Source organism: Pseudomonas sp. GW460-12-10-14-TSB1, assembly GCF_017349775.1.
Classification (GTDB): Bacteria; Pseudomonadota; Gammaproteobacteria; order Pseudomonadales; family Pseudomonadaceae; genus Aquipseudomonas; species Aquipseudomonas piscium.
The window spans coordinates 34674-60609 of the sequence record NZ_JACNAC010000001.1 but is presented as its reverse complement, the minus strand read 5'-3'; the positions used below and the strand labels follow the sequence as shown (position 1 = coordinate 60609).

Genomic DNA, 25936 nt, shown 5'->3' with positions numbered 1-25936 from the left:
CCCATGCATAACCCCTGCGCGGTGATCCCGGTCTACAACCATGAAGCTGCCGTGCCGGCGGTGGTCGACGCCCTGCTCGCCAGCGGCCTGCCCTGTGTGCTGGTGGACGACGCCAGCAGCCCGGCCTGCGCCGCCGTGCTGGAGCAACTGGCCGAACGCGAACAGGTGTTCCTGGTCAAGCTCGCGGTCAACCAGGGCAAGGGCGGCGCGGTCATGGCCGGGCTGCGCGAAGCCTCGCGCCAAGGCTTCAGCCACGCCCTGCAAGTGGACGCCGACGGCCAGCACGACCTGCGCGATGTGGATAACTTTATCGCCACCTCCCGCACCCACCCCGAAGCGCTGGTCTGCGGTTATCCACAGTACGACGCCAGCGTGCCCAAGGGCCGTTTTTACGCTCGCTACCTGACCCACGTCTGGGTCTGGATCAATACCCTGTCGTTGCAGATTCCCGACTCCATGTGCGGCTTCCGGGTCTACCCCCTGCCGCCAGTCCTGGCGCTGATCGACTCGGTGAAGATCGGCCAGCGCATGGACTTCGACACCGATATTCTGGTGCGCCTGTCCTGGCGCAACCAGCCGATGCGCTGGTTGCCGACCAAGGTCCGTTACCCGGTGGATGGCCTGTCGCACTTTCGCCTGTTCCACGACAACCTGCTGATTTCCAGTATGCACGCCCGACTGTTCTTCGGCATGTTGCTGCGCGCGCCGCTGATCCTCTGGCGACGGTGGCAAGCATGACGGCGCTACCAGACAAGCAGGACAAGCAACATTGGGCCGAGCACAAAGAGCGCGGCAGCTTCTGGCTGATGAAGCTCACCGCCTTCGGCGTGCGTGTGCTCGGGCGCCGGGTGTTGAGCCCGGTGCTGTATATCATCGTTTTCTACTTTTTCCTGTTCGGCCGCGGTGCCCGCCGCAGTGCCTGGCTGTACCAGCAGCGCCTGGCCGATTGGAGCGGCAAGGCCGAGCTGCGTCCCAGCCACTGGCGGGTCTTCGGCCAGTTCATGGCGTTCGCCGACTCCCTGCTGGACAAGCTCGACGTGTGGAACGGCAAGCTGCGCCTGGAACAGATCGAGATCGTCGACCCGGCCCGGCTGCGCGACCAGTTGCGTGGCGCCCGCGGACAGATGCTGGTGGGCGCTCACCTGGGCAACCTCGAAGTCTGCCGCGCCCTGGCCGAACTGGGCGAGAAGGTCACCATGAACGTGCTGGTGCACACCAAGCACGCCGAACGTTTCAATCGCCTGCTGGGCGAGGCCGGGGCCACCAACCTGCGGCTGATCCAGGTCAGCGAGCTGGATCCGGCGGTCATGCTGCAGCTGAGCCAGCGCCTGGATCGCGGCGAGTGGCTGGCGATTGCCGGCGACCGTGTACCACTGCATGGCGGGCGCAACGTGCGGGTGGATTTCCTTGGCCATCCGGCGCCCTTTCCCCAGGGGCCATGGCTGTTGGCGGGCCTGCTGAAATGCCCGGTCAACCTGCTGCTGTGCCTGAAAAACAATGGCCGCTATCGAGTGTTCCTCGAACCCTTCACCGAGACCGTGGCGTGGAAGCGCAGCGATCGCGAACAGGTTATCGCCCAGTGGACTGCCCGCTACGCCGAGCGCCTGGGCCAGTACTGCCTCGAAGCGCCCCAACAATGGTTCAACTTTTACCCTTTCTGGAAGACCGATGACGACGCATCCGCTTGAGCCGGTAACCTTCGGCGAACTCCCTTTGCGCATCGAAGACGTGCTGGCCCTGGCCAACCGTCAGGCGCCGACCCGACTGCAGGACGACAGCGCATTCCGTCAGCGCATCGCCAAGGGCGCGCAATTCCTCGATTCGCTGCTGGACAAGGAAGGCGTGATCTACGGCGTGACCACCGGCTACGGCGACTCCTGCGTGGTCGCGGTGCCGCTGCAACACGTCGAGGCGCTGCCCCGTCATCTGTACACCTTCCACGGCTGCGGCCTGGGCAAGCTACTGGACGCGCAAGCCACCCGCGCGGTGCTGGCGGCGCGCTTGCAGTCGCTGTGCCATGGCGTGTCCGGGGTGCGCGTGGAGTTGCTGGAGCGCCTGCAGGCATTCCTCGAACACGACATCCTGCCGCTGATTCCCGAAGAAGGTTCGGTGGGCGCCAGTGGCGACCTGACGCCGCTGTCCTACGTGGCCGCGACCCTGTCCGGCGAGCGTGAAGTGATGTTCCGCGGCGAGCGCCGGACCTCGGCCGAGGTGCACCGCGAGCTGGGCTGGGAACCGCTGGTACTGCGGCCGAAAGAAGCCCTGGCGCTGATGAACGGCACCGCGGTGATGACCGGCCTGGCCTGCCTGGCCTTCGCCCGCGCCGACTACCTGCTGCAACTGGCCACGCGCATCACCGCGCTGAACGTGGTCGCCTTGCAGGGTAACCCGGAGCACTTCGACGAGCGCCTGTTCGCCGCCAAGCCGCACCCGGGGCAGATGCGGGTCGCCGCCTGGCTGCGCCAGGACCTGGCCATCGACGCGCCGACCGCGCCGCTGCATCGCCTGCAAGACCGCTACTCGCTGCGTTGCGCGCCCCATGTGCTGGGCGTGCTGGCCGACAGCCTGGGCTGGCTGCGCGGCTTCATCGAAACCGAGCTGAACAGCGCCAACGACAACCCGATCATCGACGCCGAAGCCGAACGCGTGCTGCACGGCGGGCATTTCTACGGCGGGCACATCGCCTTCGCCATGGACAGCCTGAAGAACCTGGTGGCCAACGTCGCCGACCTGCTGGACCGCCAACTCGCGCTGCTGGTGGACGAGCGCTACAACCACGGCCTGCCGAGCAACCTGTCCGGCGCCCCGGCGGACCGCGCCATGATCAACCACGGCTTCAAGGCGGTGCAGATCGGCACCAGCGCCTGGACCGCCGAAGCCCTGAAAAACACCATGCCGGCCAGCGTGTTCTCGCGCTCCACCGAATGCCACAACCAGGACAAGGTGAGCATGGGCACCATCGCCGCCCGCGATGCGATCCGCGTGCTGGAGCTGACCGAACAGGTTGCCGCCGCCACCCTGCTGGCCGCCAACCAAGGCGTCTGGCTGCGTGGCCAGGCCGAGGATGCACGGCCATTGCCGCCGGCCCTGGCGACCATGCACCAAGAGCTGGCCAAGGACTTCCCGCCGGTGATCGAGGACCGCGCCCTGGAAGGCGAACTGCGCCTGTGCCTGCAACGTATCGCCGAGCAACACTGGAGGCTGCATGCGTAGTAAGGGTGTGCTGCACGCGGACACCGAGATCCAGGTGCCGTTTTTCGACGTCGACACCATGCACGTGGTCTGGCACGGGCATTACGTGAAGTACCTGGAAGTGGCCCGCTGCGCCCTGCTCGACAAGCTCGGCCACAACTACAACCAGATGCTCGAATCCGGCTACGCCTGGCCGGTGATCGACCTGCAGCTGCGCTACGTGCGCGGCGCGGTATTCGGGCAGAAGCTCAATGTCCGCGCCAGCCTGGTGGAATGGGAAAACCGCCTGAAGATCAACTACCTGATCAGCGACCTGGAAACCGGCGAACGCCTGACCCGCGCCAGCTCGGTGCAGGTGGCGGTGGAGATCGCCAGCCGCGAGATGCAGCTGGCCTCGCCCAAGGTGTTCACCGATGCCGTGGAAAGGATGCTGCCATGAGAGCCCTTTGTAGCCGCTGGCGCAGCCTGCGATCGGCTGTGCAGTACCCGCAAACCCTGAGTGCCGAAACGCCACGCCCGCAACGCGCTCGATCGCAGCCTGGCGGCAGCGGCTACAGGCTGTTGGGACTGCTGTTGGCGCTCGGCTTCAGCTCGTTGGCCAATGCCTTCGACCTGCAACAGCTCAGCGACCAGTTGGCCAAACCCGAGGTGATCCACGGCAGTTTCGTCCAGGAGAAACACCTGCGCGCCCTGCCCCAGCCGCTGACCAGCAAGGGCAGTTTCGTCCTGGCGAAGAACCATGGCCTGCTGTGGCTGCTGAAAACACCGCTGCAACAGGACTACCGCATCACCGGCAAAGGCATCGCCCGCCGGGATGGCAGCGGCTGGCAAATGCTACCGAACAAGAGCGCCGGGGCCGAACAGAACCGCCTGTTCCTCGCCGTGCTGCAAGGCGACAGCAGCGGCCTGCAACGGGACTTCGAGCTGGCCCTGTCCGGCGACGCCAAGGCCTGGAAACTGACCCTGACCCCACGTTCGCTGCTGCTCAAGCAGGTGTTCAACCAGATCAACATCGACGGCGGCGAACTGGTGCAGCGCATCGAGCTGCTGGAAACCCAGGGCGACAGCACCCTACTGAAGATGCACGACAGCATCAGCAACCAGCCCTTGAGCGACGCGGAGCAACATGACTTTGCCGAGTGAACGCTGGTGGCCGCGCCTGTTCCTGCTCCTGCTGGTGACCGTGCTGGCCCTGGGCGGCTGGCAATGGCGCCATGGCGCGCCGCTGTCGGCCAACCTCATGGAGCTGGTGCCGGGCACCGACCCCGATGCCCTGGAGCTCAAGGCCGAGCAGCGCATGCAGGAGCCGCTGAACCGCGAAATGCTGGTGCTGGTGGGCCACGCCGAGCGCCAGCAGGCCATCGCCATGGCCCAGCGCCTGGGTGAGCAATGGCAGGCCAGCGGGCTGTTCGAGAAGGTCCAGTGGAACCTGCAGGCCGACCTGCCGGCGCTGCGCAGGCAATTGCTGCAAGGGCGCCTGGCAATGCTGGGCGCCGCCGATCGCCAGCAACTGATCGAGCACCCCGATGCCTTTATCCAGCAGCGCGTACAGGCGCTGTTCGACCCCTTCAGCGGTTTCAGCCTGGTCCCGAGCCAGGACGACTGGCTGGGCCTGACCGGACGCATCCAGAACAGCCAGCCGCAACGCGGCGCGGTGCAACTGGATATCGGCAGCGGCACCCTGATCGCCGATGCCGACGGCAAGAGCTGGGTGCTGCTGCGAGCACGCACCACCGGCAACGCCTTCGACATGCAGCTACCGCTGCAGGTGGCGGCCTTGCTCCAGCGCAGCCGCGAACAGGCCGCCCAGGCCGACGTCCAGCTGCTGGCCGCCAGCGGCCTGCTCTACGCCGCCAACGGCCAGCAGCAAGCCTCCCGCGAGATAACCTGGGTCGGCGGCGGCGCCACCGTCGGCATCCTCCTGCTGCTGTTGCTGGCTTTCCGGCGCTGGCGAGTGTTGCTGGCGTTCGTGCCAGTGCTGGTGGGCATGCTGTTCGGCGCGGTGGCCTGCGTGGCGTTCTTCGGCCATATGCACGTGATGACCCTGGTGCTGGGTTCAAGCCTGATCGGCGTCGCCGTCGACTACCCCCTGCACTACCTGTCCAAGAGCTGGAGCCTGCGTCCCTGGCACAGCTGGCCGGCCCTGCGCCTGACCCTGCCGGGACTGAGCCTGAGCCTGGCCACCAGCTGCATCGGCTACCTGGCATTGGCCTGGACACCGTTCCCGGCCCTGACCCAGATCGCCGTGTTCTCCGCTGCCGGCTTGCTGGGCGCCTACCTGAGCGCGGTGTGCCTGCTGCCGGCGCTGCTGCGCGGCGTCGAACTGCGACCGGCGCAATGGCCGCTGCGTGTCGCCGAGTGGCTGCTGAACCTGCGCACCCAGTTGCTCAAACGCGTGTCCAGCCCCTGGCTGCTGGCGCTGGTGATCGCCTTCTGCGCCGGTGGCCTGTGGCAACTCGACAGCAAAAACGATATCCGCCAGTGGATCGGCGCGCCGCCACAACTGCTCAACGAAGCCCAGACCATCGCGCGGATCACCGGCTACCAACCCACCAGCCAGTTTTTCCTGGTGCGCGGTGCCGATCAGCAACAGTTGCTCGAACGCCTCGGCGCCCTGAGCGAGCGCCTGGAGCAACTGGTCAACCTGGAGAAACTCCAGGGCTACCTGTCGCTCAACCAACTGGTGAGCCTGCCCAGCGAGCAACAGCGCCTACGCCAGGCCCTGGACGCGCTGCCGCGGCACTGGCAGCCGCTGCTGGATCTCGGGGTACCGGTCACGGCCCTGAACGCGGAGCTCGCGCAACTGCGGGCGCTGCCCAACGAAGACATCGACAGCGTCCTGCAAGGCCCGCTGGCCGAGCCTTACCGCACCCTGTGGCTGGGCCCCACCGACAACGGCGTGGCGGCCATGGTCAGCCTGCAGGGGCTGAACAACCCACAGCTGCTGCGGATACAGGCGCAGGACCTGCCGGGGGTGCAACTGGTGGACCGCCTGGGCGACCTGAACCAAGTGTTCGCCGCCACCCAGGTCAGCGCCGCCGAGCTCAAACTCGCCTCCTGCGTGCTGATCGTCTTACTGCTGATCCTGCCGTTCGGCCTCGGCGGCGCCCTGCGCCTGGTCGCGCTGCCGCTGCTGGCGGCCCTGTGCAGCCTCGCCAGCCTGGGCTGGCTGGGGCAACCGCTGACCCTGTTCAGCCTGTTCGGCCTGTTGCTGGTGACCGCCATCAGCGTCGACTACGCCATCCTCATGCGTGAACAGGTCGGCGGGGCCGCCGTAAGCCTGCTCGGCACCTTGCTTGCAGCGCTGACCACCTGGCTGTCGTTCGGCCTGCTGGCGATTTCCAGCACCCCGGCGGTCAGCAACTTCGGCCTGTCGGTGAGCCTGGGCCTGGCCTTCAGCTTTATCCTGGCGCCCTGGGCCGGTCGCCAGCGCCATCGCCAGCCCGTTACGGAGCCCGCCCTGTGATGATTGCCCTGTTCTGGCTCATGGCGCTGCTGCTGTTCGCGCTCGCCACCCGCATCGGCAGCCGTTTCGGCCTGATCCCGATCGTCAGCCAGTTGCTGCTGGCGACCTTCGGCCTGCCGCTGCTGATGCTGTTCTGGATCGAGCCGCACTGGCAGTTGAGTGGCGCCCAACTGGTCGCGCCGGTCTGGCTGAAGAACCTGTACGGCTTGAGTTTCGCCCTGCTGCTGGGGCATATCCTCAGCGACGTGATCGACCTGCGCCTGGATCGCCAGAGCCTGAAGATCGCCCTGCCGAGCTTCGCCATTCCCTTCGCCTGCGGCCTGGCCACGGCGGTCTGGCTGTTGCCGGCGCAACCCTGGCTGAGTTCCCTGGCGGTCGGCCTGCTGTTCGCCATTACCGCGATTCCGGTGCTGTACCTGTACCTGCGGCACATCGACTACCCGCCGCCGGCCACCCGGCGCCTGGTGCAGACCGCGATCCTCATCGACCTCGGCTGCTGGACCCTGTTCGGCGTCGCCCAGGGCAGCCTGCACCTGAGCAGCCTGCTGTTGCCGTTGGCCGGAGCCTGCCTGCCACTGCTCCTGCACGGCCTCGGCCTCGGCCTGCGCCAGCCGTTGCTGCACAGCCTGGGCTTCTTCGGCTTGTTGGTGGTGGCCGAGCACTACAAGCTCAACGCGCTGATTTTCGGCATCGGTTACCTGCTGTGCATGGCCGCCCTCAAGGTGCCGCTGGTGCTGCCGTTAAAGGCAGCCTGGATGAGCCGTTTGCAGACCTTTATCGCCATCCCGCTGATCCTCACGTTCGGCATCGTGCAGATCAATGTGCACAGCGCCATGGACAGCCTCGGCTGGGTGCAACTGGGGGCGTTGCTGCTGCTGCCGATTGCCAGCAAGCTGCTCGGCAACTGGCTCGGCCTGGGCTGGGCCGGCGCCTCCTTCAAGGGCGCCAGCCGCTGGCGGGAAAGCCTGCTGCTGAATATTCGCGGGCTGAGCGAGATCGTTTTTCTCAACCTGCTGCTGCAACAACAGCTGATCAGCCCGGCGCTGTACTTCGCGCTGATGCTTATGGGCCTGATCGCCACCCTGATGCCGGCCCTGGCCGGGCTGCACCGAACACCTTTGGTCCCTTCGAACCTGAACATCGCCGAACCGGCAAGGAGCCCCAGTGCCAACAGTTGAAATGGAACGCCGCCGGATTGTGGTGATCGGCGCTGGCCCATCGGGCGCCATCGCCGCCGCGCTGCTCAAGGGCAAAGGCCACGACGTGCTGATCGTCGAGCGCCAGCATTTCCCACGGTTTTCGATCGGTGAAAGCCTGCTGTCCCACTGCCTGGATTTCGTCGAAGAGGCCGGCATGCTCGAGGCGGTCAAGGCTGCGGGCTTCCAGCTGAAGAACGGCGCCGCGTTCGCCTGGGGCGAGCGTTACAGCGCCTTCGATTTCGGCGACACCTTCAGCAACGGCAAGCCCACCACTTTTCAGGTGCAACGCGCCGACTTCGACAAGCTGCTGGCCGATCAGGCTGCCCTGCAAGGCGTCGAAGTGCGTTATGGCGAGGCCATCGTCAGCGCCGACTTCAACCTGGCCAGGCCGCAGTTGCAGGTGCTGCGCGAAGACGGCAGCGAGTACCGCGTGGAGGCCGACTTCGTCCTCGACGCCAGCGGCTACGGCCGTGTGCTGCCGCGCCTGCTGGACCTGGAGGCGCCCTCGAACTTCCCGGTCCGCCAGGCGGTGTTCACCCATATCGAAGACCGTATCGACAGCCCGGCTTTCGAGCGGGAAAAGATCCTCATCACCACTCACCCCAGCCAACGCGATGTGTGGTTCTGGACCATCCCGTTCAGCAACGGGCGCTGCTCGATCGGCGTGGTGGCGGCCAAGGAGCACTTCGACGGCCGTGACGACGACCTGGACCAGTGCCTGCGCGGTTTCATCGAGCAAACCCCGAGCCTGGCCAAGGTCCTGCACAACGCCGTCTGGGACACCCCGGCGCGGACCATCGGCGGCTACTCGGCCAACGTCAAGACCCTGCACGGCCCGGGCTTCGCGCTGCTGGGCAACGCCGCGGAATTCCTCGACCCAGTGTTCTCCTCCGGCGTGACCATCGCCATGCGTTCGGCGAGCATGGCCGCCGCCGTACTGCATCGGCAGTTGCAGGGCGAAAGCGTGGATTGGGAAAAAGAATTCGCCGCCCCCCTCAAGCGCGGCGTCGACACCTTCCGCTGCTACGTCGAAGGCTGGTACGCCGGCACCTTCCAGGACGTGATCTACCACCCGGGCAGCTCGCCGGAAATCCGCCGGATGATCAGTTCGATCCTCGCCGGTTATGCCTGGGACGAACGCAACCCGTTCGTCAGCGAACCCAAGCGCCGGCTGCGCATGCTCTCGGAAATCTGCGCCATGGAGGCTCCATGAACGACACCCAGCCGCAGTACCTGAGCGCCAGCTACGTCGAGGAAACCCGCTTCGGTTTCTGGTTCCTGCGCAGCCATACCTGGCAGCACCATGTACTGCGAGTGGCGATCAACGACCTGCGCCGCCTGTTCGACAAGGAACCGCCGGCCAACCCGGTGCTGCTGGATGCCGGCTGCGGCCAGGGCAAGTCGTTCCAGTACCTGCGCCAGGTGTTCGCCCCGCGGCGCCTGATCGGCCTGGACGCCGACCCGCACAGCCTCAGGCTCAGCAGCGAAGAGGCGGCGCGCCAGGGCCTGCAGGTCGAGCTGATCGGCAGCGACTGCGCGACCCTGGACGTGGCCGATGCCAGCGTCGACCTGCTGTTCTGCCACCAGACCTTTCACCACCTGGTGGAACAGGAAAAAGCCCTGGCCGAGTTCTATCGCGTGCTCAAGCCGGGCGGTTATTTGCTGTTCGCCGAATCCACCGAGGCCTACATCGACACCTGGGTAATCCGCTGGCTGTTCCGCCACCCGATGCATCTACAGAAAAGCGCGGCGCAGTACCTGGAAATGATCCGACGACAGGGTTTTGAATTTACCCCGCGCAATGTGTCTTATCCCTATCTGTGGTGGAGCCGTGCCAAGGATTTCGGGCTGCTCGAACGCTTTGGCCTGCGCCGCCCGAAACCCTTTGGCCAACGGGAAGAAACCCTGGTCAATGTGGTCGCCCGCAAACCCTTGCACGAAGGTGCCGCTGGATGATCCGTGCCCTGCTCGTCGGCTGCCTGCTGTTGCTGAGCGCCTGCGCCAGCCAGCCGCCGCTGCCCGAGAAAACCCCGAGCCTGGCCCTGCCGCTGCAACTGCATATCGAGCGGCAACAGGCCGGGCAGCGCCAGGACTGGCTGCTGGTGATCCAGGCCGAAGGGCCGGGCATCCGCTGGTCGCTGCTCGACCCGCTGGGCATTCCCCTGGCGCGCCAGCAACTGATCGACGGTCGCTGGCAGGCCGACGGCCTGCTGCCGCCGAACCCGGAGGCCCGCGAACTGTTCGCCGCACTGCTGTTCGCCCTCACGCCCGCGGGCGAACTGCGAGATAATTATCCAGCCGCCCGGCAGCACGGCGCGCAGCGCGATCTCGCCCCGCACTGGCAGGTCCGCTATCGCCAGGCCCTGGATTTCCGCCTGGAGCTGCCCCAGGGCTTGTACTACCACATCAGCCCGCTGACCGCCGAGAACGCCTCATGACGGCCTACCTGAATGCCCTCGGGGTGATCTGTGCCCTTGGGCGCGACAAGCAGCAAGTGGCCCGCAGCCTGTTTGCCGGCGACTGCTCAGGCATGCGCGCCGTAGCCGGCTGGGTGCCGGAGCGCAGCGTGCCGGTGGCCGCCGTCCAGGGACCGCTGGCGAGCATTCCAGCGGAGCTGGGGCCGCAGAGCAGCCGCAACAACCAGCTGCTGCTGGAGGCCGCCCTGCAGATCCGCGGCGACATCGACCAGGCCATCGCTCGCTACGGCCACAGCCGCATCGGCATCGTCCTCGGCACCAGTACCTCGGGTATCGACGAGGCCAGCCGCGGCATCGCCCACTACCTGCGCGACCGGCACTTCCCGGCCGACTACGACTACCGGCAGCAGGAACTGGGCGCGCCGGCGAATTTTCTCGCCGACTGGCTCGACCTCAGTGGCCCGGCCTACGTGATTTCCACCGCCTGCACCTCCAGCGCCCGGGCGCTGATGAGCGCCCGCCGCCTGCTCGACCTGGGCCTGTGCGACGCGGTGCTGTGCGGCGGCGTCGACAGCCTGTGCAAGCTGACCCTCAACGGTTTCTCGGCCCTGGAAGCGGTGTCCGCCCAGCGCTGCAATCCGTTCTCGGTCAACCGCGATGGCATCAATATCGGCGAAGCCGCCGTGCTGTTCCTGATGAGCAAGGAAACCCTCGCCGCGCAACCGATCGCCTTGCTCGGCGGCGGCGCCAGCTCCGACGCGCACCATATTTCCGCCCCCGAACCCAGTGGGCGCGGCGCCCTGCAAGCCATGCAGAAGGCCTTGCACAACGCTGGCCTACAAGCCGAGCAGATCGGTTACCTGAACCTGCATGGCACGGCCACCCAGCACAACGACGCCATGGAAAGCCTGGCGGTCGACCAATTGTTCCCGGCCGGCGTGCCCTGCTCGTCGACCAAACCCATGAGCGGCCATACCCTGGGCGCCGCCGGTGCCCTGGAAGCGGCATTCTGTTGGCTGAGCCTGTCCGCCGCGAACAGCGCGCACGCTCTGCCGCCCCATGTCTGGGACGCCCAGGCCGACCCGCAACTGCCGCCTCTGCATTGGGTCACCGCCACCACACGTCTGGAGCAGAACGCTCCGCGCTGCCTGATGAGCAACTCTTTTGCCTTCGGCGGCAACAACGTCAGCCTGATTATCGGAGACGCCCCATGATTGACTGGCCGCTCGCCGAACTGCTGCCCCACGCGGGCGACATGATCCTGATCGATCAGGTCCTGGGGTTCGATGAAGAGCAAATCCGCACCCGCCTCACTGTCCGTCCCGGCGGCCTGTTCAGCCGTGCCGACGGCAGCCTGCCGGCCTGGGTCGGCATCGAGCTGATGGCCCAGAGCGTCGCTGCCTACGCCGGTTGCCATGCGCGCCAGAAAGGCCAGGCCGTCGAGCTGGGATTCCTGCTCGGCACACGCAAGTTCGAATGCAATGTGGAGCACTTCCCGGCCGGCAGCGAACTGCAGATTCACGCCTTGCGCTCCCTGCAAGACGACAACGGCATGGGCGTATTCGAATGCCACCTGAGTGCCCCCGGTATTCAGGCCGTCGCCCGCCTCAACGTGTTCTGTCCGCCACAGGCGGACAGCTACCTGAACGAATCACCCGCTTTATCAACAGGAGTCCAGCCATGACTGAATCCATATTGGTCACCGGCTCCAGCCGTGGTATCGGCCGCGCCATCGCCCTGCGCCTGGCCCAGGGCGGCTATGACCTGATCCTGCATTGCCGCAGTGGCCGCAGCGAAGCCGAGGCCGTGCAGGCCGAAGTCGAGGCCCTGGGGCGCCAGGCGCGCATCCTGCAATTCGATGTGACCGACCGCGCCAGCTGCAAGGCCGTTCTCGAAGCCGACGTGGAAGCCCACGGCGCCTACTACGGCGTGGTGCTCAACGCCGGCCTGACCCGCGACGGCGCCTTCCCGGCCCTGAGCGAAGACGACTGGGATACCGTGCTGCGCACCAACCTCGACGGTTTCTACAACGTGCTGCACCCGGTGATGATGCCGATGATCCGGCGCCGCGCCGCCGGGCGTATCGTCTGCATCGCCTCGGTGTCCGGGCAGGTCGGCAACCGTGGCCAGGTCAACTACAGCGCTTCCAAGGCCGGCCTGATCGGCGCCGCCAAGGCCCTGGCCATCGAGCTGGGTAAACGCAAGATCACCGTCAACTGCGTGGCGCCAGGCTTGATCGACACCGCCATGCTCGACGAGAACGTGCCGGTGGACGAGCTGCTGAAGATGATCCCGGCCCAGCGCATGGGCACCCCGGAAGAAGTCGCCGGCGCGGTGAACTTCCTGATGTCCGCCGAGGCCGCCTACATCACCCGCCAGGTGCTGGCGGTCAACGGAGGCCTGGTCTGATGAAACGTGTGGTCGTCACCGGCATGGCCGGCATCACTTCGCTGGGCAGCGACTGGGACACCATCGCCGCCAACTTCAGCGCCAACCGCAGCGGCATTCGCCGGATGGACGAGTGGGATCGCTTCAGCGAACTCAATACCCGCCTGGCCGGCCCCGTGGACGACTTCAAGGTGCCGGACCACTGGACCCGCAAGCAGCTGCGCAGCATGGGCCGGGTGTCGCGGCTCGCCGTGGGCGCTGCCGAGCAAGCCCTGGCCGATGCCGGCCTGCTGGGTGACGAGTCGATCAAGGACGGGCGCATGGGCGTGGCCTGTGGCTCGTCCACCGGCAGCACCGACGAGATCAAGGCGTTCGGCAACATGTTGCTGAACTCGGTCGCCGAAGGCCTCAACGCCAACTCCTACGTGCGCATGATGCCGCACACCACCGCGGCCAATATCAGCATCTTTTTCGGCCTCACCGGTCGGCTGATCCCGACGTCCAGCGCCTGCACCAGCGGCAGCCAGGGCATCGGCTACGCCTACGAGGCGATCAAGTTCGGCCGCCTGCCGCTGATGCTCGCCGGCGGCGCCGAAGAGCTGTGCCCGACCGAAGCCATGGTGTTCGACGCGCTCTACGCCACCAGCCTGAAAAACGATGCCCCGCACACCAGCCCGCGGCCCTACGACAGCGACCGCGACGGCCTGGTGATCGGCGAGGGCGGCGGCATGCTGGTGCTCGAAGAGCTGGAACATGCGCTGGCCCGTGGAGCCCATATCCATGCCGAGATCGTCGGCTTCGGCAGCAACGCCGACGGCCAGCACACCACCCGTCCGGAGCAGGCCACCATGCGCCGGGCCATGGAGCTGGCCTTGGAAGACGCCGGCCTTGAGCCTTCGGCCATCGGTTACGTCAATGGCCACGGCACCGCTACAGAACAGGGCGACATTGCCGAAACACTGGCCACCAGCAGCCTGTTCGGCAGCCGGATGCCCATCAGTTCGCAGAAGAGTTTCCTCGGCCACACCCTGGGGGCCTGTGGCGCGCTGGAGTCCTGGTTCAGCATCGAGATGCTCAACCACGACCTCTACGTGCACACCCTCAACCTCGATACGGTGGACCCGCGTTGCGGCGAGCTGGATTACCTGCGCGGCGAGTTCCGGCAGATGAGCTGCGAATACGTGATGAACAACAACTTTGCCTTTGGCGGCGTCAACACCTCGCTAATCTTCCGTCGCTGGCCTCAATGACGTTACCCGCTGGAGAAAATGGAATGCCCTCCCTGCTTCGCGCATGCCTGATCGTGCTGGCCCTGCTGACCTGCGTCTCGTGCACCAGCAAGCGCATGTACACCCCGGACCGTGTCCTGCCTGCCACCATCAAGGCCGACCATGAGGAAATGAAACAGGCGATCCTGAAAAACCTGGTCGCCCGCAAGTGGACCGTGCAGCGCATCAGCCCGGAGCTGATCCAGGCCGAGATCACCGTGCGCGAGCAATACCACGTGGAAATCGACATCCAGTACACACCGACCCACTACAAGATCCTCTACCGCGACAGCCGTGGCATGAGCTACGCGGACGGCAAGATCCACAAGAACTACATCCGCTGGGTGCGCCTGCTGGACAAGGGCATCCTGCGCGAGCTGAAGGACAACCAGAACGAACGGACCGCGCAACAGCTGTCCAGCTCGGCCCAGGCGATTGCCGCGCCTAATTGAGCGTCAGCCGCCACCCGCTTTCTACGTCAAGGAGACCACCATGCAATTGAAGACCCTGGCCGCCACCGCCACCCTGCTGCTCTGCACCCTGCCCGGCGTCAGCCAGGCCCGTGATACCGCGCTGTACCTGCCGTTCGACAAGGTGGTCGCCGAAGCCATCAGCACCGGCAAGATCGACGGCAGCGTGAAGTTCTACCTGGCCGGCAACAAGCCAGCCGGCAAGGTCACGGTGGTCAGCGCGGGCGCGGTCACCAACAAGAAGACCAACGCCTTCAACAAGAGCGACGAAGTGGCCTGCGAATGGGTCCTGCAATCGGCGCTGATCACCCTGCACCAGGCCGCCAAGAAAGTCGGCGCCAATGCCGTGACCGACATTGCCAGCTTCTACAAGAGCAACGAGCGCAAGGACGCGAAAACCTACGAATGCCACGCAGGAGCCCTGATGGCAGGCGTCGCGCTGCGCGGCGATCTGGCGAAGGTGCAATAAGGCGCCTGCCGGTGAAATCGGCATGACCTGATCCACAGTTTCCGTCCCCCGGAAACGACAAAGGGCGCCTTTCGGCGCCCTTTCACAAACAGGCTGGCTTGTCATCGCGCTCTGCCTGTCTGGCTCTGCGATGGCTGGTTGCCCAGGATCCTCAGAGTCTCACAAGTCCCTTTCGGGTACGCACGCAGTGTCGCCCGAAGCGTGCCGTCCGGCAACCGTGGCCAATTGCCTTATTCCTCGAAAGGGTCGACCTTAGATCCCCAAAGCCTTGCGTACAGCGGCTTTGACGGCAGCGAACTCTTCGTCTGTAAGTTGCAAGACTTCGTAAACTCGTCGGCCATGACGGTCTTTGCGCCTGATCCGATCGAGTCGCGGCAAGCCGACCGTGGCGAGCATGTCGCATTTTGCCCAGCAGACACACGGTCGCCCCTGCAGGCGGTTGGCAAGTTGCAGATGGTGCCCCAGCACCACGTCAGGCGCGGTGGTGCTCAAGGGCACGACCGTCACCAGATGCCGGTTGCTCCTGTGCCTGCGTATGACCATAACAGGCCTGACCTTGACCATCTCGGGGACTTCATAACCTCTGAAGTCACAGATCAGGACACTGCCCTCCCTGGGCTGATAGTGAAGTGACATCCGTGGCACTCGCGCAAAGAACCTCAGTCTGCGCAATGAGCCGGCGGATGAGCAAACCCGATCCGTTACCCGAGATGTCCACCTTCGAAGCCCCGCGGAACACCACCAGGCAGGCTACAACTCCGCCTTACGGGTCAGCAGCTCGACAAAGGCCTTGGCCATTGGCGAGCGCTGGTCGGTGCGCTGCGCCAGCCACACCGCCGAAACCGCCTCGGGGTCGAGCAGCGGTCGATAGACCACGCCGTCGATGCGCATGCGCTGGTAGGACGCCGGCAACACCGAGACACCCAGCCCCGCCGCCACCAGGCCGATGATGGTCATGGCCTCGCCTGCTTCCTGGGCAAAATGCGGGGTGAAACCGACATCCCGGGCCAGGGTCAGCAGCTGCGCATACAGGCCGCTGCCGTAGCTGCGCGGGAAGAACACAAAGGGCTCGTGGGCCAGGGCCGACAACGCCAGGCCGGCTTCGCTGCCAGCCACCAGCGGATGCTTGGAACCGAGCACCGCCACCAGCGGTTCGCGCAGCAACTCCACCACGCTCAGGGAATCCGGCAGCGGCAACGGCCGCATGATGCCGACCTGGATCGACTCGTCCAGCAGCGCCTCAGCCACCTGGGTGCTGCTCATTTCCCGCAGCTTCAGGTGCACGTCGGGAAAGCGCTGGCGAAAGGCGAAGATCGCCTGGGGAATGCTCGAGTTGAAGGGTGCCGACGAGGTGAAGCCGATTTTCAGTTCACCCAGCTCCCCCCGTTGCGCCCGACGGGCCACATCCGCGGCCTTGTCGACCTGGGCCAGCACCTGTCGTGCCTCATCGAGGAACAGCCTGCCGGCCTCGCTGAGCTCGACCCGACGATTGGTGCGCTCGAACAGCCGCGCGCCAACCTCCTGCTCCAGCACCTGGATCTGCTGGCTCAAGGGCGGCTGGGAGATGCCCAGGGCCTGGGCGGCGCGGCCGAAATGCAGCTCTTCGGCCACCGCAATGAAGTAACGCAGATGACGCAATTCCATGAACGCCTCATTAGGTCGTTAAACATATCAATCAGGTCGAACAATATATTGGAAAGAAACATTAGCCAGCTATATGCTTTTTTCCATTGCCTGACCGGCTGCGCTCCCCCGAGGTCCCCCGTGAAAACCGCTGTCGCTCCACTCGCCCACGAACTCCCTCCCACTGCCCTCGATGAGGTCGTCGCGCAACTGAACGAGGTCTACATCGAAAAAGGCACACCGATGTTCATGCGCACGGTGCTGGCGCTGTTCTCCGGCGGTTTCGCCACCTTCGCCCTGCTCTACTGCGTGCAACCGATGATGCCGCTGCTGTCCCGGGAATTTTCCATCAACGCCGCGCAGAGCAGCCTGATCCTCTCGGTCGCCACCGGCCTGCTGGCCATTGGTCTGCTGGTCACCGGGCCGATTTCCGACCGCATCGGCCGTAAGCCGGTGATGGTTGCCGCCCTGTTCGCCGCCGCGCTGTGCACCATTGCCAGCGCCATGATGCCGAGCTGGCACGGCGTGCTGCTGATGCGCGCGCTGGTGGGGCTGTCCCTGAGCGGCCTGGCGGCGGTGGCGATGACCTACCTGAGCGAGGAGATCCATCCCCAGCACATCGGCCTGGCCATGGGCCTGTACATCGGCGGCAACGCCATTGGTGGCATGAGCGGCCGCCTGATCACCGGGGTGCTGATCGACTTCGTCAGCTGGCACACGGCGATGCTGGTGATAGGTGGCCTGGCGCTGATCGCCGCGGCGGTGTTCTGGAAAATCCTCCCCGAATCGCGCAACTTCCGCGCCCGCTCGCTGCACCCGCGCAGCCTGCTGGACGGCTTCGTCATGCACTTTCGCGATGCCGGCCTACCGCTGCTGTTCCTCGAAGCCTTCGTGCTGATGGGCGCGTTCGTCACACTGTTCAACTACATCGGCTATCGCCTGCTGGCCGAGCCGTATCACATGGATCAGGCCTTCGTCGGCCTGCTGTCGGTGGTGTACCTGTCGGGGATCTACAGCTCGGCGAAAATCGGCGCCCTGGCCGACCGCCTCGGTCGCCGCAAAATGCTCTGGGCCACCATTTCGCTGATGCTCGCCGGCCTCGCCCTGACCATGCTCACTTCATTGCCGGTGGTGATCATCGGCATGCTGATCTTCACGTTCGGCTTCTTCGGCGCCCACTCGGTCGCCAGCAGCTGGATCGGCCGGCGCGCCCTCAAGGCCAAGGGCCAGGCCTCATCGCTGTACCTGTTCAGCTATTACGCCGGGTCGAGCATCGCCGGGACGGCGGGCGGGGTGTTCTGGCACATGGCCGGGTGGAACGGCATCGGCCTGTTTATCAGCGCCCTGCTGGTGGTGGCGCTGCTGGTGGCGTTGAAGCTGGCCAAGCTGCCGCCGCTGGCCACTCAGTAGTCGCTAAACGAACATGCCGGCAACCCGCCCCCGCGATCCATACGCAGGGGCCGGTCGCCGGCATGGGAGATAGCCGAGGCTGTCGATCGGCTTACTTGACGATCTCCACCAGGTCGACGTCGATCTCGCGCTTCATCAGCCCCTTCTCGACCTCACCGGTCAGCCTGACCTGGGTCTTCTCGTTGAACGCCACCGGCGGCAGGTCTTCGTCGTCGATCTCGACGGTGATGGTGCCGCTGGCATCCTTGAATTCGTACTTGTCGTCGTTGTTCAGCTTCTTGACCACATGGCCCTGCAACACCACCGGCGTATCGTCCGAGGCATCGTTGGCCGCCGCGACGGTGGTGACGGCCTGGGCGCCAGGACCGGTGTAGCCGACAGCCAGGGCGGCGGTGCTGAACAGCGGAGCGAGCAACAGAACGAGGTAACGGGTTTTCATGGCAGTGATCCAATGTGGGTTTCGATAGCGCCAGATTAACCAGTCAGGCTGAATTGAAACTTAATCCGCCAGGCCGTTTCCCGGAATGCGCGAAGAGCCCAAAAAAAAGCCCGGCGAATGCCGGGCCTGATTATCGGGTCGCGATCACTGGTGATACTGCGCCGACAGTTCGTGCACCGCGCGCAGGAAGGCGCCAGCGTGTTCCGGGTCGACTTCCGGGGTGATGCCGTGGCCGAGGTTGAACACATGGCCGCTGCCCTTGCCATAGCTGGCGAGGATGCGCCCGACTTCGGCACGGATCGCTTCCGGCTTGGCGTAGAGCACGGTCGGATCCATGTTGCCTTGCAGGGCGACTTTGTTGCCGACCCGTTGGCGCGCTTCGCCGAGGTCGCAGGTCCAGTCCAGGCCCAGGGCGTCGGCACCGGCGTCGGCAATGCTTTCCAGCCACAGGCCGCCGTTCTTGGTGAACAGGATCACCGGCACCTTGCGCCCTTCGTGCTCGCGGATCAGGCCGCTGACGATCTTGCGCATGTAGGCCAGGGAGAACTCCTGGTAGGCCGCCGCCGACAGGTTGCCGCCCCAGGTGTCGAAGATCTGCACCGCTTGCGCGCCGGCCTTGATCTGGCCGTTGAGGTAGCTGGTGACCGACTGCGCCAGCTTGTCCAGCAGCAGGTGCATGGCTTGCGGGTTGTCGTAGAGCATCGCCTTGGTCTTGCGGAAGTCCTTCGACGAGCCGCCTTCGACCATGTAGGTGGCCAGGGTCCAGGGGCTGCCGGAGAAGCCGATCAGCGGCACGCGGCCGTTGAGTTCGCGGCGGATGGTGCTGACCGCGTCCATCACGTAGCCCAGGTCCTTGTGCGGATCCGGGATCGGCAGGGCCTCGATGTCGGCCAGGGTGCTGACGACCTTCTTGAAACGCGGGCCTTCGCCGGTTTCGAAGTACAGGCCCTGGCCCATGGCGTCGGGGATGGTCAGGATGTCGGAGAAGAGGATGGCCGCATCCAACTGTGGATAACGGTCCAGCGGTTGCAGCGTGACTTCGCAGGCGAACTCCGGGTTCATGCACAGGCTCATGAAGTCACCGGCGTTGGCACGGCTGGCGCGGTATTCAGGCAGGTAGCGCCCAGCCTGACGCATCATCCACACCGGGGTGACGTCTACGGGTTGCTTGAGCAGGGCACGAAGGAAACGGTCGTTCTTCAGGGCAGTCATGTCGGCATCCGGAAAAAAAGTGCGGGCATTTTCTCAGAGCGCGACGCAAAAGGCACGGCGAGAGCCGTGCCTTTTGTCTATCGGGTCAATTTGTCGCGCCACAACCCTTGCTCCACAAGGGCTATAGCGGACCTGTAGGAGCGAAGCTTGCTCGCGATAGCGGTGGGCCAGCCAGCATCCATGTTGCCTGACACACCTTGATCGCGAGCAAGCTTCGCTCCTACAAAGGCGGCAAGAATCAGACGCCCAGGTAGTCGAGGATGCCTTCGGCGGCGTTTCTGCCTTCGAAGATCGCCGTCACCACCAGGTCGGAACCGCGCACCATGTCGCCACCGGCGAAGATCTTCGGGTTGCTGGTCTGGTGCTTGTACTGGCCCTGCTCCGGCGCCACGACGCGGCCCTGGCTGTCGGTCTGGATGCTGAACTGCTCGAACCACGGCGCCGGGCTCGGGCGGAAACCGAAGGCGATGACCACGGCGTCGGCCGGGATGACCTCTTCGGAACCTGGGATCGGCTCGGGGCTGCGACGGCCACGGGCGTCCGGCTCGCCGAGACGGGTCTCGACCACCTTCACGCCTTCGACCTTGTCTTCGCCAACGATGGCGATCGGCTGGCGGTTGTAGAGGAACTTCACGCCTTCTTCCTTGGCGTTCTTCACCTCTTTGCGCGAGCCCGGCATGTTCGCTTCGTCACGACGATAGGCACAGGTCACCGCCTTGGCGCCCTGGCGGATCGACGTGCGGTTGCAGTCCATCGCCGTGTCGCCACCACCGAGGACCACGACCTTCTTGCCCTTCATGTCGACGAAATCTTCCGGCGACTTTTCAAAGCCCAGGTTGCGGTTGACGTTGGCGATCAGGAAGTCCAGCGCGTCGTGCACGCCCGGCAGGTCCTCACCGGCAAAGCCGCCCTTCATGTAGGTGTAGGTGCCCATGCCCATGAATACGGCATCGTATTCTTCGAGCAGTTGCTCCATGGTCACGTCCTTGCCCACCTCGGTGTTGAGGCGGAACTCGATGCCCATGCCGCTGAAGACTTCGCGACGATTGCTCAACACGGTCTTTTCCAGCTTGAACTCGGGGATGCCGAAGGTCAGCAGGCCGCCGATTTCCGGGTTCTTGTCGAACACCACCGGGGTCACGCCGCCACGTACCAGCACGTCGGCACAGCCCAGGCCCGCCGGGCCCGCGCCGATCACCGCGACACGCTTGCCGGTCGGCTTGACCTTGGACATGTCCGGACGCCAGCCCATGGCGAAGGCGGTGTCGGTGATGTACTTCTCCACCGAACCGATGGTCACCGCGCCGAAGCCATCGTTGAGGGTACAGGCACCCTCGCACAGACGGTCCTGCGGGCACACCCGGCCGCAGACTTCCGGCAGGGTGTTGGTCTGGTGCGACAGCTCGGCGGCGGCGAGGATGTTGCCCTCAGCCACCAGCTTGAGCCAGTTGGGAATGAAGTTGTGCACCGGGCACTTCCATTCGCAGTACGGGTTACCGCAACCCAGGCAGCGGTGGGCCTGGTCGGCCGACTGCTGGGGTTTGAAGGGTTCGTAGATTTCCACGAACTCTTTCTTGCGTTGACGCAACAGTTTCTTCTTCGGATCCTTGCGCCCGACCTCGATGAACTGGAAGTCATTATTCAGACGTTCAGCCATAGTTAAAACCTCATCAAACTCTTCAGGCGCATATCACTGCGGGTTGGCACGGGTGCTGGAAAGCAACGATTTCAAGCTGGCAGCCTTCGGCTTGACCAACCAGAAACGACGCAGGTAGTCATCGAGGTTCTCGGCCAGGTTACGGCCCCACTCGCTACCGGTTTCCTCGACGTATTCGTCCAGCACGCGCTGCAGGTGGCTGCGATAGGCTTCCATCGCTTCGCCGCTGATCCGCTGGATTTCCACCAGCTCGTGGTTGACCCGGTCAACGAAGGTGTTGTCCTGGTCGAGCACGTAGGCGAAACCGCCGGTCATGCCTGAGCCGAAGTTGTAACCGGTCTTGCCCAGCACGCAGACGAAACCACCGGTCATGTATTCGCAGCAGTGATCGCCAGTGCCTTCCACCACGGTGTGGGCACCGGAGTTACGCACGGCGAAACGCTCGCCCGCGGTGCCGGCGGCGAACAGCTTGCCGCCTGTGGCGCCGTACAGGCAGGTGTTGCCGATAATCGCACTGTCCTGAGTCTTGTAGGCGCTACCTTTCGGCGGAACTATCACCAGCTTGCCGCCGGTCATACCCTTGCCCACGTAGTCGTTGGCGTCGCCTTCGAGGTAGAGGTTCAGGCCGCCGGCGTTCCACACACCAAAGCTCTGACCGGCAGTGCCCTTGAAGCGGAAGGTGATCGGCGCCTTGGCCATGCCCTGGTTGCCGTGGACCTTGGCGATTTCGCCGGAGATCCGCGCACCGATGGAACGGTCGCAGTTGCAGATGTCGAGCGCGAACTCGGCACCGCTGAGGTCGTTGATCGCAGGCAGGGCCATGGCGACCATTTTCTCGGCCAGCAGGCCCTGGTCGAACGGCGGATTGCGATCGACCTGGCAGAACTGCGGCTTGTCCGCCGGAATATGGTCACTGCCCAGCAGCGGGGTCAGGTCTAGGTGATGCTGCTTGGCGGTCTGGCCTTCGAGGATTTCCAAGAGATCGGTGCGACCGATCAGCTCTTCCAGCGAACGCACGCCCAGCTTGGCCAGCCACTCACGGGTTTCTTCGGCGACGTAGGTGAAGAAGTTCACCACCATTTCCACGGTACCGATGTAGTGGTCCTTGCGCAGCTTCTCATTCTGAGTTGCGACGCCGGTGGCGCAGTTGTTCAGATGGCAGATACGCAGGTATTTGCAACCCAGGGCAATCATCGGCGCGGTGCCGAAGCCGAAGCTTTCGGCGCCGAGGATTGCCGCCTTGATCACGTCGAGGCCGGTTTTCAGGCCGCCGTCGGTCTGCACCCGGACCTTGCCGCGCAAGTCGTTGCCGCGCAGGGTCTGGTGGGTTTCCGCCAGGCCCAGTTCCCACGGCGCACCGGCGTACTTGATCGAGGTCAGCGGCGAGGCGCCGGTACCACCGTCGTAGCCGGAGATGGTGATCAGGTCGGCATAGGCCTTGGCCACGCCAGCGGCGATGGTGCCAACGCCGGCTTCCGCCACCAGTTTTACCGAGACCAGCGCCTGCGGGTTGACCTGCTTCAGATCGAAGATCAGTTGCGACAAGTCTTCGATGGAATAGATGTCGTGGTGCGGCGGTGGCGAAATCAGGGTCACGCCAGGTACCGCGTAACGCAGCTTGGCGATCAGGCCGTTGACCTTGCCGCCAGGCAGTTGGCCGCCTTCACCGGGCTTGGCGCCCTGGGCCACCTTGATCTGCAGCACTTCAGCGTTGACCAGGTATTCCGGGGTCACGCCGAAACGGCCGGTGGCCACCTGCTTGATCTTCGAGCTCTTGATGGTGCCGTAGCGCGCCGGGTCTTCGCCGCCTTCGCCGGAGTTGGAACGCGCGCCCAGGCGGTTCATGGCTTCGGCCAGGGCTTCGTGGGCTTCCGGCGACAGCGCGCCCAAGGAGATACCGGCGGAGTCGAAACGCTTGAGGATCGATTCCAGCGGCTCGACTTCGCTGATGTCCATCGGCGTGTCCAGGGTCTTCACCTTGAACAGGTCGCGGATCATCGACACCGGGCGGTTATCCACCAGCGCGGTGTATTCCTTGAACTTGGCGTAGTCACCCTGCTGCACGGCGGCTTGCAGGGTGTTGACCACGTCCGGGTTGTAGGCGTGGTATTCGCCACCGTGGACGAACTTCAGCAGGCCGCCTTGCTGGATCGGCTTGCGCGGGCTCCAGGCTTCGGTCGCCAGGGCTTTCTGCTCGGCTTCAATGTCGACGAAACGCGCGCCCTTGATGCGGCTCGGCACGCCACGGAAGCTCAGCTCGCAGACTTCCTCGGACAGGCCGATGGCCTCGAACAGCTGCGCACCGCGGTAGGACGCGATGGTCGAGATGCCCATCTTCGACAGGATCTTCAGCAGGCCCTTGGTGATGCCCTTGCGATAGTTCTTGAACACCTCGTAGAGGTCGCCCAGCACTTCACCGGTACGGATCAGGTCGCCCAGCACTTCGTAGGCCAGGAACGGATAGACCGCCGAGGCGCCGAAACCGATCAGCACCGCGAAGTGATGCGGATCGCGTGCGGTGGCGGTTTCCACCAGGATGTTGGAGTCGCAGCGCAGGCCCTTCTCGGTCAGGCGGTGGTGCACCGCGCCGGTGGCCAGGGAAGCGTGGATCGGCAACTTGCCCGGGGCGATATGGCGGTCGCTGAGCACGATCTGGGTGCGACCGGCGCGCACGGCTTCTTCGGCCTGGTCGGCCACGTTGCGGATCGCCGCTTCCAGGCCGAGGCTTTCGTCGTAGTTCAGGTCAATGACCTGACGCTCGAAGCCCGGACGGTCGAGGTTCATCAGCGAGCGCCACTTGGCGGGCGAGATCACTGGCGAGCTGAGGATCACGCGGGAAGCGTGCTCAGGCGATTCCTGGAAGATGTTGCGCTCGGCACCGAGGCAGATCTCCAGGGACATGACGATAGCTTCGCGCAGCGGGTCGATCGGCGGGTTGGTGACCTGGGCGAACTGTTGGCGGAAGTAGTCGTACGGCGTGCGCACACGCTGGGACAGCACGGCCATCGGCGTGTCGTCGCCCATGGAGCCGACCGCCTCGTAGCCTTGCTCGCCCAGAGGACGCAGCACCTGATCACGCTCCTCGAAGGTGACCTGGTACATCTTCATGTACTGCTTGAGCTGGTCGACGTCGTAGAACGCCGAACCGTGGTCGTTATCTTCCATGGTCGCCTGGATGCGCAGGGCATTCTTGCGCAGCCATTGCTTGTACGGATGACGAGACTTCAGGCGGTTGTCGATAGCGTCGGTATCGAGGATCTGCCCGGTTTCGGTGTCCACGGCGAAGATCTGGCCCGGGCCGACCCGGCCCTTGGCGATCACGTCTTCGGGCTGGTAGTTCCAGACGCCGATTTCCGAAGCCAGGGTGATGAAGCCGTTCTTGGTGGTGACCCAGCGCGCCGGGCGCAGGCCGTTACGGTCGAGCAGGCAGACGGCGTAGCGGCCGTCGGTCATGACCACGCCTGCGGGACCGTCCCACGGCTCCATGTGCATCGAGTTGTATTCGTAGAACGCGCGCAGGTCGGCGTCCATGGTTTCGACGTTCTGCCACGCTGGCGGAATGATCATCCGCACGCCACGGAACAGGTCGATGCCACCGGTGACCATCAGCTCCAGCATGTTGTCCATGCTCGAGGAGTCGGAACCCACGCGGTTGACCAGCGGGCCGAGTTCTTCCAGATCCATCAGATCGTTGGTGAACTTGGTGCGCCGGGCCTGGGCCCAGTTACGGTTGCCGGTGATGGTGTTGATCTCGCCGTTGTGGGCGAGGAAGCGGAACGGCTGCGCCAGCGGCCATTTCGGCAGGGTGTTGGTGGAGAAGCGCTGGTGGAACACGCAGATCGCGGTTTGCAGGCGCGGGTCACCCAGGTCCGGATAGAAGGCGGCCAGGTCGGCCGGCATCATCAGGCCTTTATAGATGATGGTCTTGTGGGAAAAGCTGCAGATGTAGTGGTCGGTATCGGCGGCGTTGGCCACCGACGAACGACGACGGGCACTGAACAGCTTGACCGCCATGTCCTGATCGCTCAGGCCTTCACCGCCAATGTAGATCTGTTCGATCTGCGGCAGGCGCTCCAGGGCCAGGCGGCCGAGAACGCTGGTATCGATCGGCACTTTGCGCCAGCCGATCAGTTGCAGGCCTTCGGCCAGGATCTCGCGGTTCATGTTCTCGCGAGCGGCTTCGGCCTTGGCCGGATCCTGGTTGAAGAAGACCATGCCCACGGCATATTGCTTGGGCAATTCGACACTGAAGGTTTCCTGGGCAATGGCTCGCAGGAACGCGTCAGGCTTCTGAATCAGCAGACCGCAACCGTCGCCGGTCTTGCCGTCCGCGTTGATCCCACCGCGGTGGGTCATGCAGGTCAGGGCCTCGATGGCCGTTTGCAAAAGGGTATGACTGGGTTCGCCCTGCATATGGGCTATCAGACCGAAACCGCAGTTATCCTTGAATTCATCTGGTTGGTACAGACCTGCTTTCATAGACACTTTCTCACCAGGCTGCCTCTTATCGAGACAAATTTCTTTTCAATTCAACCAGTTACCATCCACGCCGAACGTACGCCGGCTTTGCGGGGGCAAAAGGGAGGTCATTGTACACACCGACATAGACGCCCACAAATTTGACGACGAAATGTCGCAAATCTATGTCGCATTCATGAAAGGTTTAAAGCGATATGCTGTGCTAGTCAAAACTTTTTTAGTTCGGACCGCGACGACTCAAAAGCTA

Annotated in this window: 23 protein-coding genes; 17 read left to right on the top strand and 6 right to left on the bottom strand. The window is 64.7% G+C overall.

Annotated features, from left to right (window positions below; translation table 11 throughout):
* Window positions 1-3 precede the first annotated feature (3 nt).
* The 16 genes from J4D52_RS00285 to J4D52_RS00210 are packed head-to-tail and all read left to right on the top strand — an operon-like array spanning window position 4 to window position 14869.
* Window positions 4-738, top strand: coding sequence for a glycosyltransferase family 2 protein (locus tag J4D52_RS00285; protein ID WP_025808155.1), 735 nt, complete (start codon window positions 4-6; stop codon window positions 736-738).
* Window positions 735-1688, top strand: a complete 954-nt coding sequence (locus tag J4D52_RS00280; RefSeq protein WP_053277137.1) for a glycosyl transferase — start codon at window positions 735-737, stop codon at window positions 1686-1688. The genes J4D52_RS00285 and J4D52_RS00280 overlap by 4 nt, the downstream gene beginning before the upstream one ends.
* A complete protein-coding gene (gene hutH, locus J4D52_RS00275; RefSeq protein WP_025808157.1) occupies window positions 1669-3213 on the top strand; it encodes a histidine ammonia-lyase in 1545 nt (514 codons plus the stop codon). The genes J4D52_RS00280 and hutH overlap by 20 nt, the downstream gene beginning before the upstream one ends.
* Complete coding sequence (locus tag J4D52_RS00270; protein WP_025808158.1) at window positions 3206-3631, top strand: thioesterase family protein; 426 nt, start codon at window positions 3206-3208, stop codon at window positions 3629-3631. Before hutH ends, J4D52_RS00270 begins: the two co-directional genes overlap by 8 nt.
* Window positions 3628-4335: an outer membrane lipoprotein carrier protein LolA gene (locus J4D52_RS00265; protein WP_025808159.1), complete on the top strand. Its 708-nt coding sequence runs from the start codon at window positions 3628-3630 to the stop codon at window positions 4333-4335. Before J4D52_RS00270 ends, J4D52_RS00265 begins: the two co-directional genes overlap by 4 nt.
* Window positions 4319-6658, top strand: a complete 2340-nt coding sequence (locus J4D52_RS00260) for an MMPL family transporter (RefSeq protein WP_102675921.1) — start codon at window positions 4319-4321, stop codon at window positions 6656-6658. The genes J4D52_RS00265 and J4D52_RS00260 overlap by 17 nt, the downstream gene beginning before the upstream one ends.
* Window positions 6655-7836, top strand: a complete 1182-nt coding sequence (locus J4D52_RS00255; RefSeq protein WP_102675920.1) for a sodium:proton antiporter — start codon at window positions 6655-6657, stop codon at window positions 7834-7836. The genes J4D52_RS00260 and J4D52_RS00255 overlap by 4 nt, the downstream gene beginning before the upstream one ends.
* The gene (locus J4D52_RS00250) at window positions 7823-9070 is read left to right on the top strand and encodes an NAD(P)/FAD-dependent oxidoreductase (protein ID WP_063427922.1); all 1248 of its coding nucleotides are present in this window, start codon (window positions 7823-7825) and stop codon (window positions 9068-9070) included. The genes J4D52_RS00255 and J4D52_RS00250 overlap by 14 nt, the downstream gene beginning before the upstream one ends.
* Entirely contained in the window at window positions 9067-9813 is a 747-nt protein-coding gene (locus J4D52_RS00245) for a class I SAM-dependent methyltransferase (protein WP_102675919.1), read from the top strand. The genes J4D52_RS00250 and J4D52_RS00245 overlap by 4 nt, the downstream gene beginning before the upstream one ends.
* Entirely contained in the window at window positions 9810-10295 is a 486-nt protein-coding gene (locus J4D52_RS00240) for a DUF3261 domain-containing protein (protein ID WP_009046615.1), read from the top strand. The genes J4D52_RS00245 and J4D52_RS00240 overlap by 4 nt, the downstream gene beginning before the upstream one ends.
* Window positions 10292-11488 carry a beta-ketoacyl-[acyl-carrier-protein] synthase family protein gene (locus J4D52_RS00235; RefSeq protein ID WP_102675918.1) on the top strand — a complete coding sequence of 399 codons (1197 nt, stop codon included), beginning with the start codon at window positions 10292-10294 and terminating at the stop codon, window positions 11486-11488. Before J4D52_RS00240 ends, J4D52_RS00235 begins: the two co-directional genes overlap by 4 nt.
* Window positions 11485-11958: a hotdog family protein gene (locus tag J4D52_RS00230; RefSeq protein ID WP_025808170.1), complete on the top strand. Its 474-nt coding sequence runs from the start codon at window positions 11485-11487 to the stop codon at window positions 11956-11958. Before J4D52_RS00235 ends, J4D52_RS00230 begins: the two co-directional genes overlap by 4 nt.
* Window positions 11955-12683: a 3-oxoacyl-ACP reductase FabG gene (fabG, locus tag J4D52_RS00225; protein ID WP_038582689.1), complete on the top strand. Its 729-nt coding sequence runs from the start codon at window positions 11955-11957 to the stop codon at window positions 12681-12683. The genes J4D52_RS00230 and fabG overlap by 4 nt, the downstream gene beginning before the upstream one ends.
* The gene (locus tag J4D52_RS00220; protein WP_025808171.1) at window positions 12683-13912 is read left to right on the top strand and encodes a beta-ketoacyl-ACP synthase; all 1230 of its coding nucleotides are present in this window, start codon (window positions 12683-12685) and stop codon (window positions 13910-13912) included. Before fabG ends, J4D52_RS00220 begins: the two co-directional genes overlap by 1 nt.
* A 23-nt stretch (window positions 13913-13935) precedes the next feature.
* On the top strand, window positions 13936-14382 hold the full coding sequence (locus tag J4D52_RS00215) for a hypothetical protein (RefSeq protein WP_025808173.1): 447 nt from the start codon (window positions 13936-13938) through the stop codon (window positions 14380-14382).
* A gap of 40 nt (window positions 14383-14422) precedes the next feature.
* A complete protein-coding gene (locus J4D52_RS00210; RefSeq protein WP_025808174.1) occupies window positions 14423-14869 on the top strand; it encodes a hypothetical protein in 447 nt (148 codons plus the stop codon).
* A gap of 252 nt (window positions 14870-15121) precedes the next feature.
* Here J4D52_RS00210 and J4D52_RS00205 read toward each other — a convergent pair whose 3' ends face one another.
* Both J4D52_RS00205 and J4D52_RS00200 read right to left on the bottom strand, forming a co-directional pair.
* The gene (locus tag J4D52_RS00205; RefSeq protein ID WP_102675917.1) at window positions 15122-15505 is read right to left on the bottom strand and encodes a type II toxin-antitoxin system PemK/MazF family toxin; all 384 of its coding nucleotides are present in this window, start codon (window positions 15503-15505) and stop codon (window positions 15122-15124) included.
* 114 nt (window positions 15506-15619) lie between these two features.
* The gene (locus J4D52_RS00200; RefSeq protein ID WP_025808177.1) at window positions 15620-16513 is read right to left on the bottom strand and encodes a LysR family transcriptional regulator; all 894 of its coding nucleotides are present in this window, start codon (window positions 16511-16513) and stop codon (window positions 15620-15622) included.
* A 120-nt stretch (window positions 16514-16633) separates the two neighbouring features.
* Here J4D52_RS00200 and J4D52_RS00195 point away from each other — a divergent pair, with 120 nt between their 5' ends.
* On the top strand, window positions 16634-17902 hold the full coding sequence (locus J4D52_RS00195) for an MFS transporter (RefSeq protein WP_063427916.1): 1269 nt from the start codon (window positions 16634-16636) through the stop codon (window positions 17900-17902).
* A gap of 91 nt (window positions 17903-17993) precedes the next feature.
* Here J4D52_RS00195 and J4D52_RS00190 read toward each other — a convergent pair whose 3' ends face one another.
* The 4 genes from J4D52_RS00190 to gltB form a co-directional block, all read right to left on the bottom strand.
* A complete protein-coding gene (locus J4D52_RS00190) occupies window positions 17994-18341 on the bottom strand; it encodes a YgiW/YdeI family stress tolerance OB fold protein (protein ID WP_009046606.1) in 348 nt (115 codons plus the stop codon).
* A 144-nt stretch (window positions 18342-18485) separates the two neighbouring features.
* Window positions 18486-19553, bottom strand: coding sequence for a uroporphyrinogen decarboxylase (hemE, locus tag J4D52_RS00185; protein ID WP_025808180.1), 1068 nt, complete (start codon window positions 19551-19553; stop codon window positions 18486-18488).
* A gap of 238 nt (window positions 19554-19791) precedes the next feature.
* Window positions 19792-21210 (bottom strand): FAD-dependent oxidoreductase, encoded by a 1419-nt coding sequence (locus J4D52_RS00180; protein ID WP_007925837.1) that lies wholly within the window; start codon window positions 21208-21210, stop codon window positions 19792-19794.
* 33 nt (window positions 21211-21243) lie between these two features.
* A complete protein-coding gene (gltB, locus tag J4D52_RS00175) occupies window positions 21244-25689 on the bottom strand; it encodes a glutamate synthase large subunit (RefSeq protein WP_063427914.1) in 4446 nt (1481 codons plus the stop codon).
* Window positions 25690-25936 lie beyond the last annotated feature (247 nt).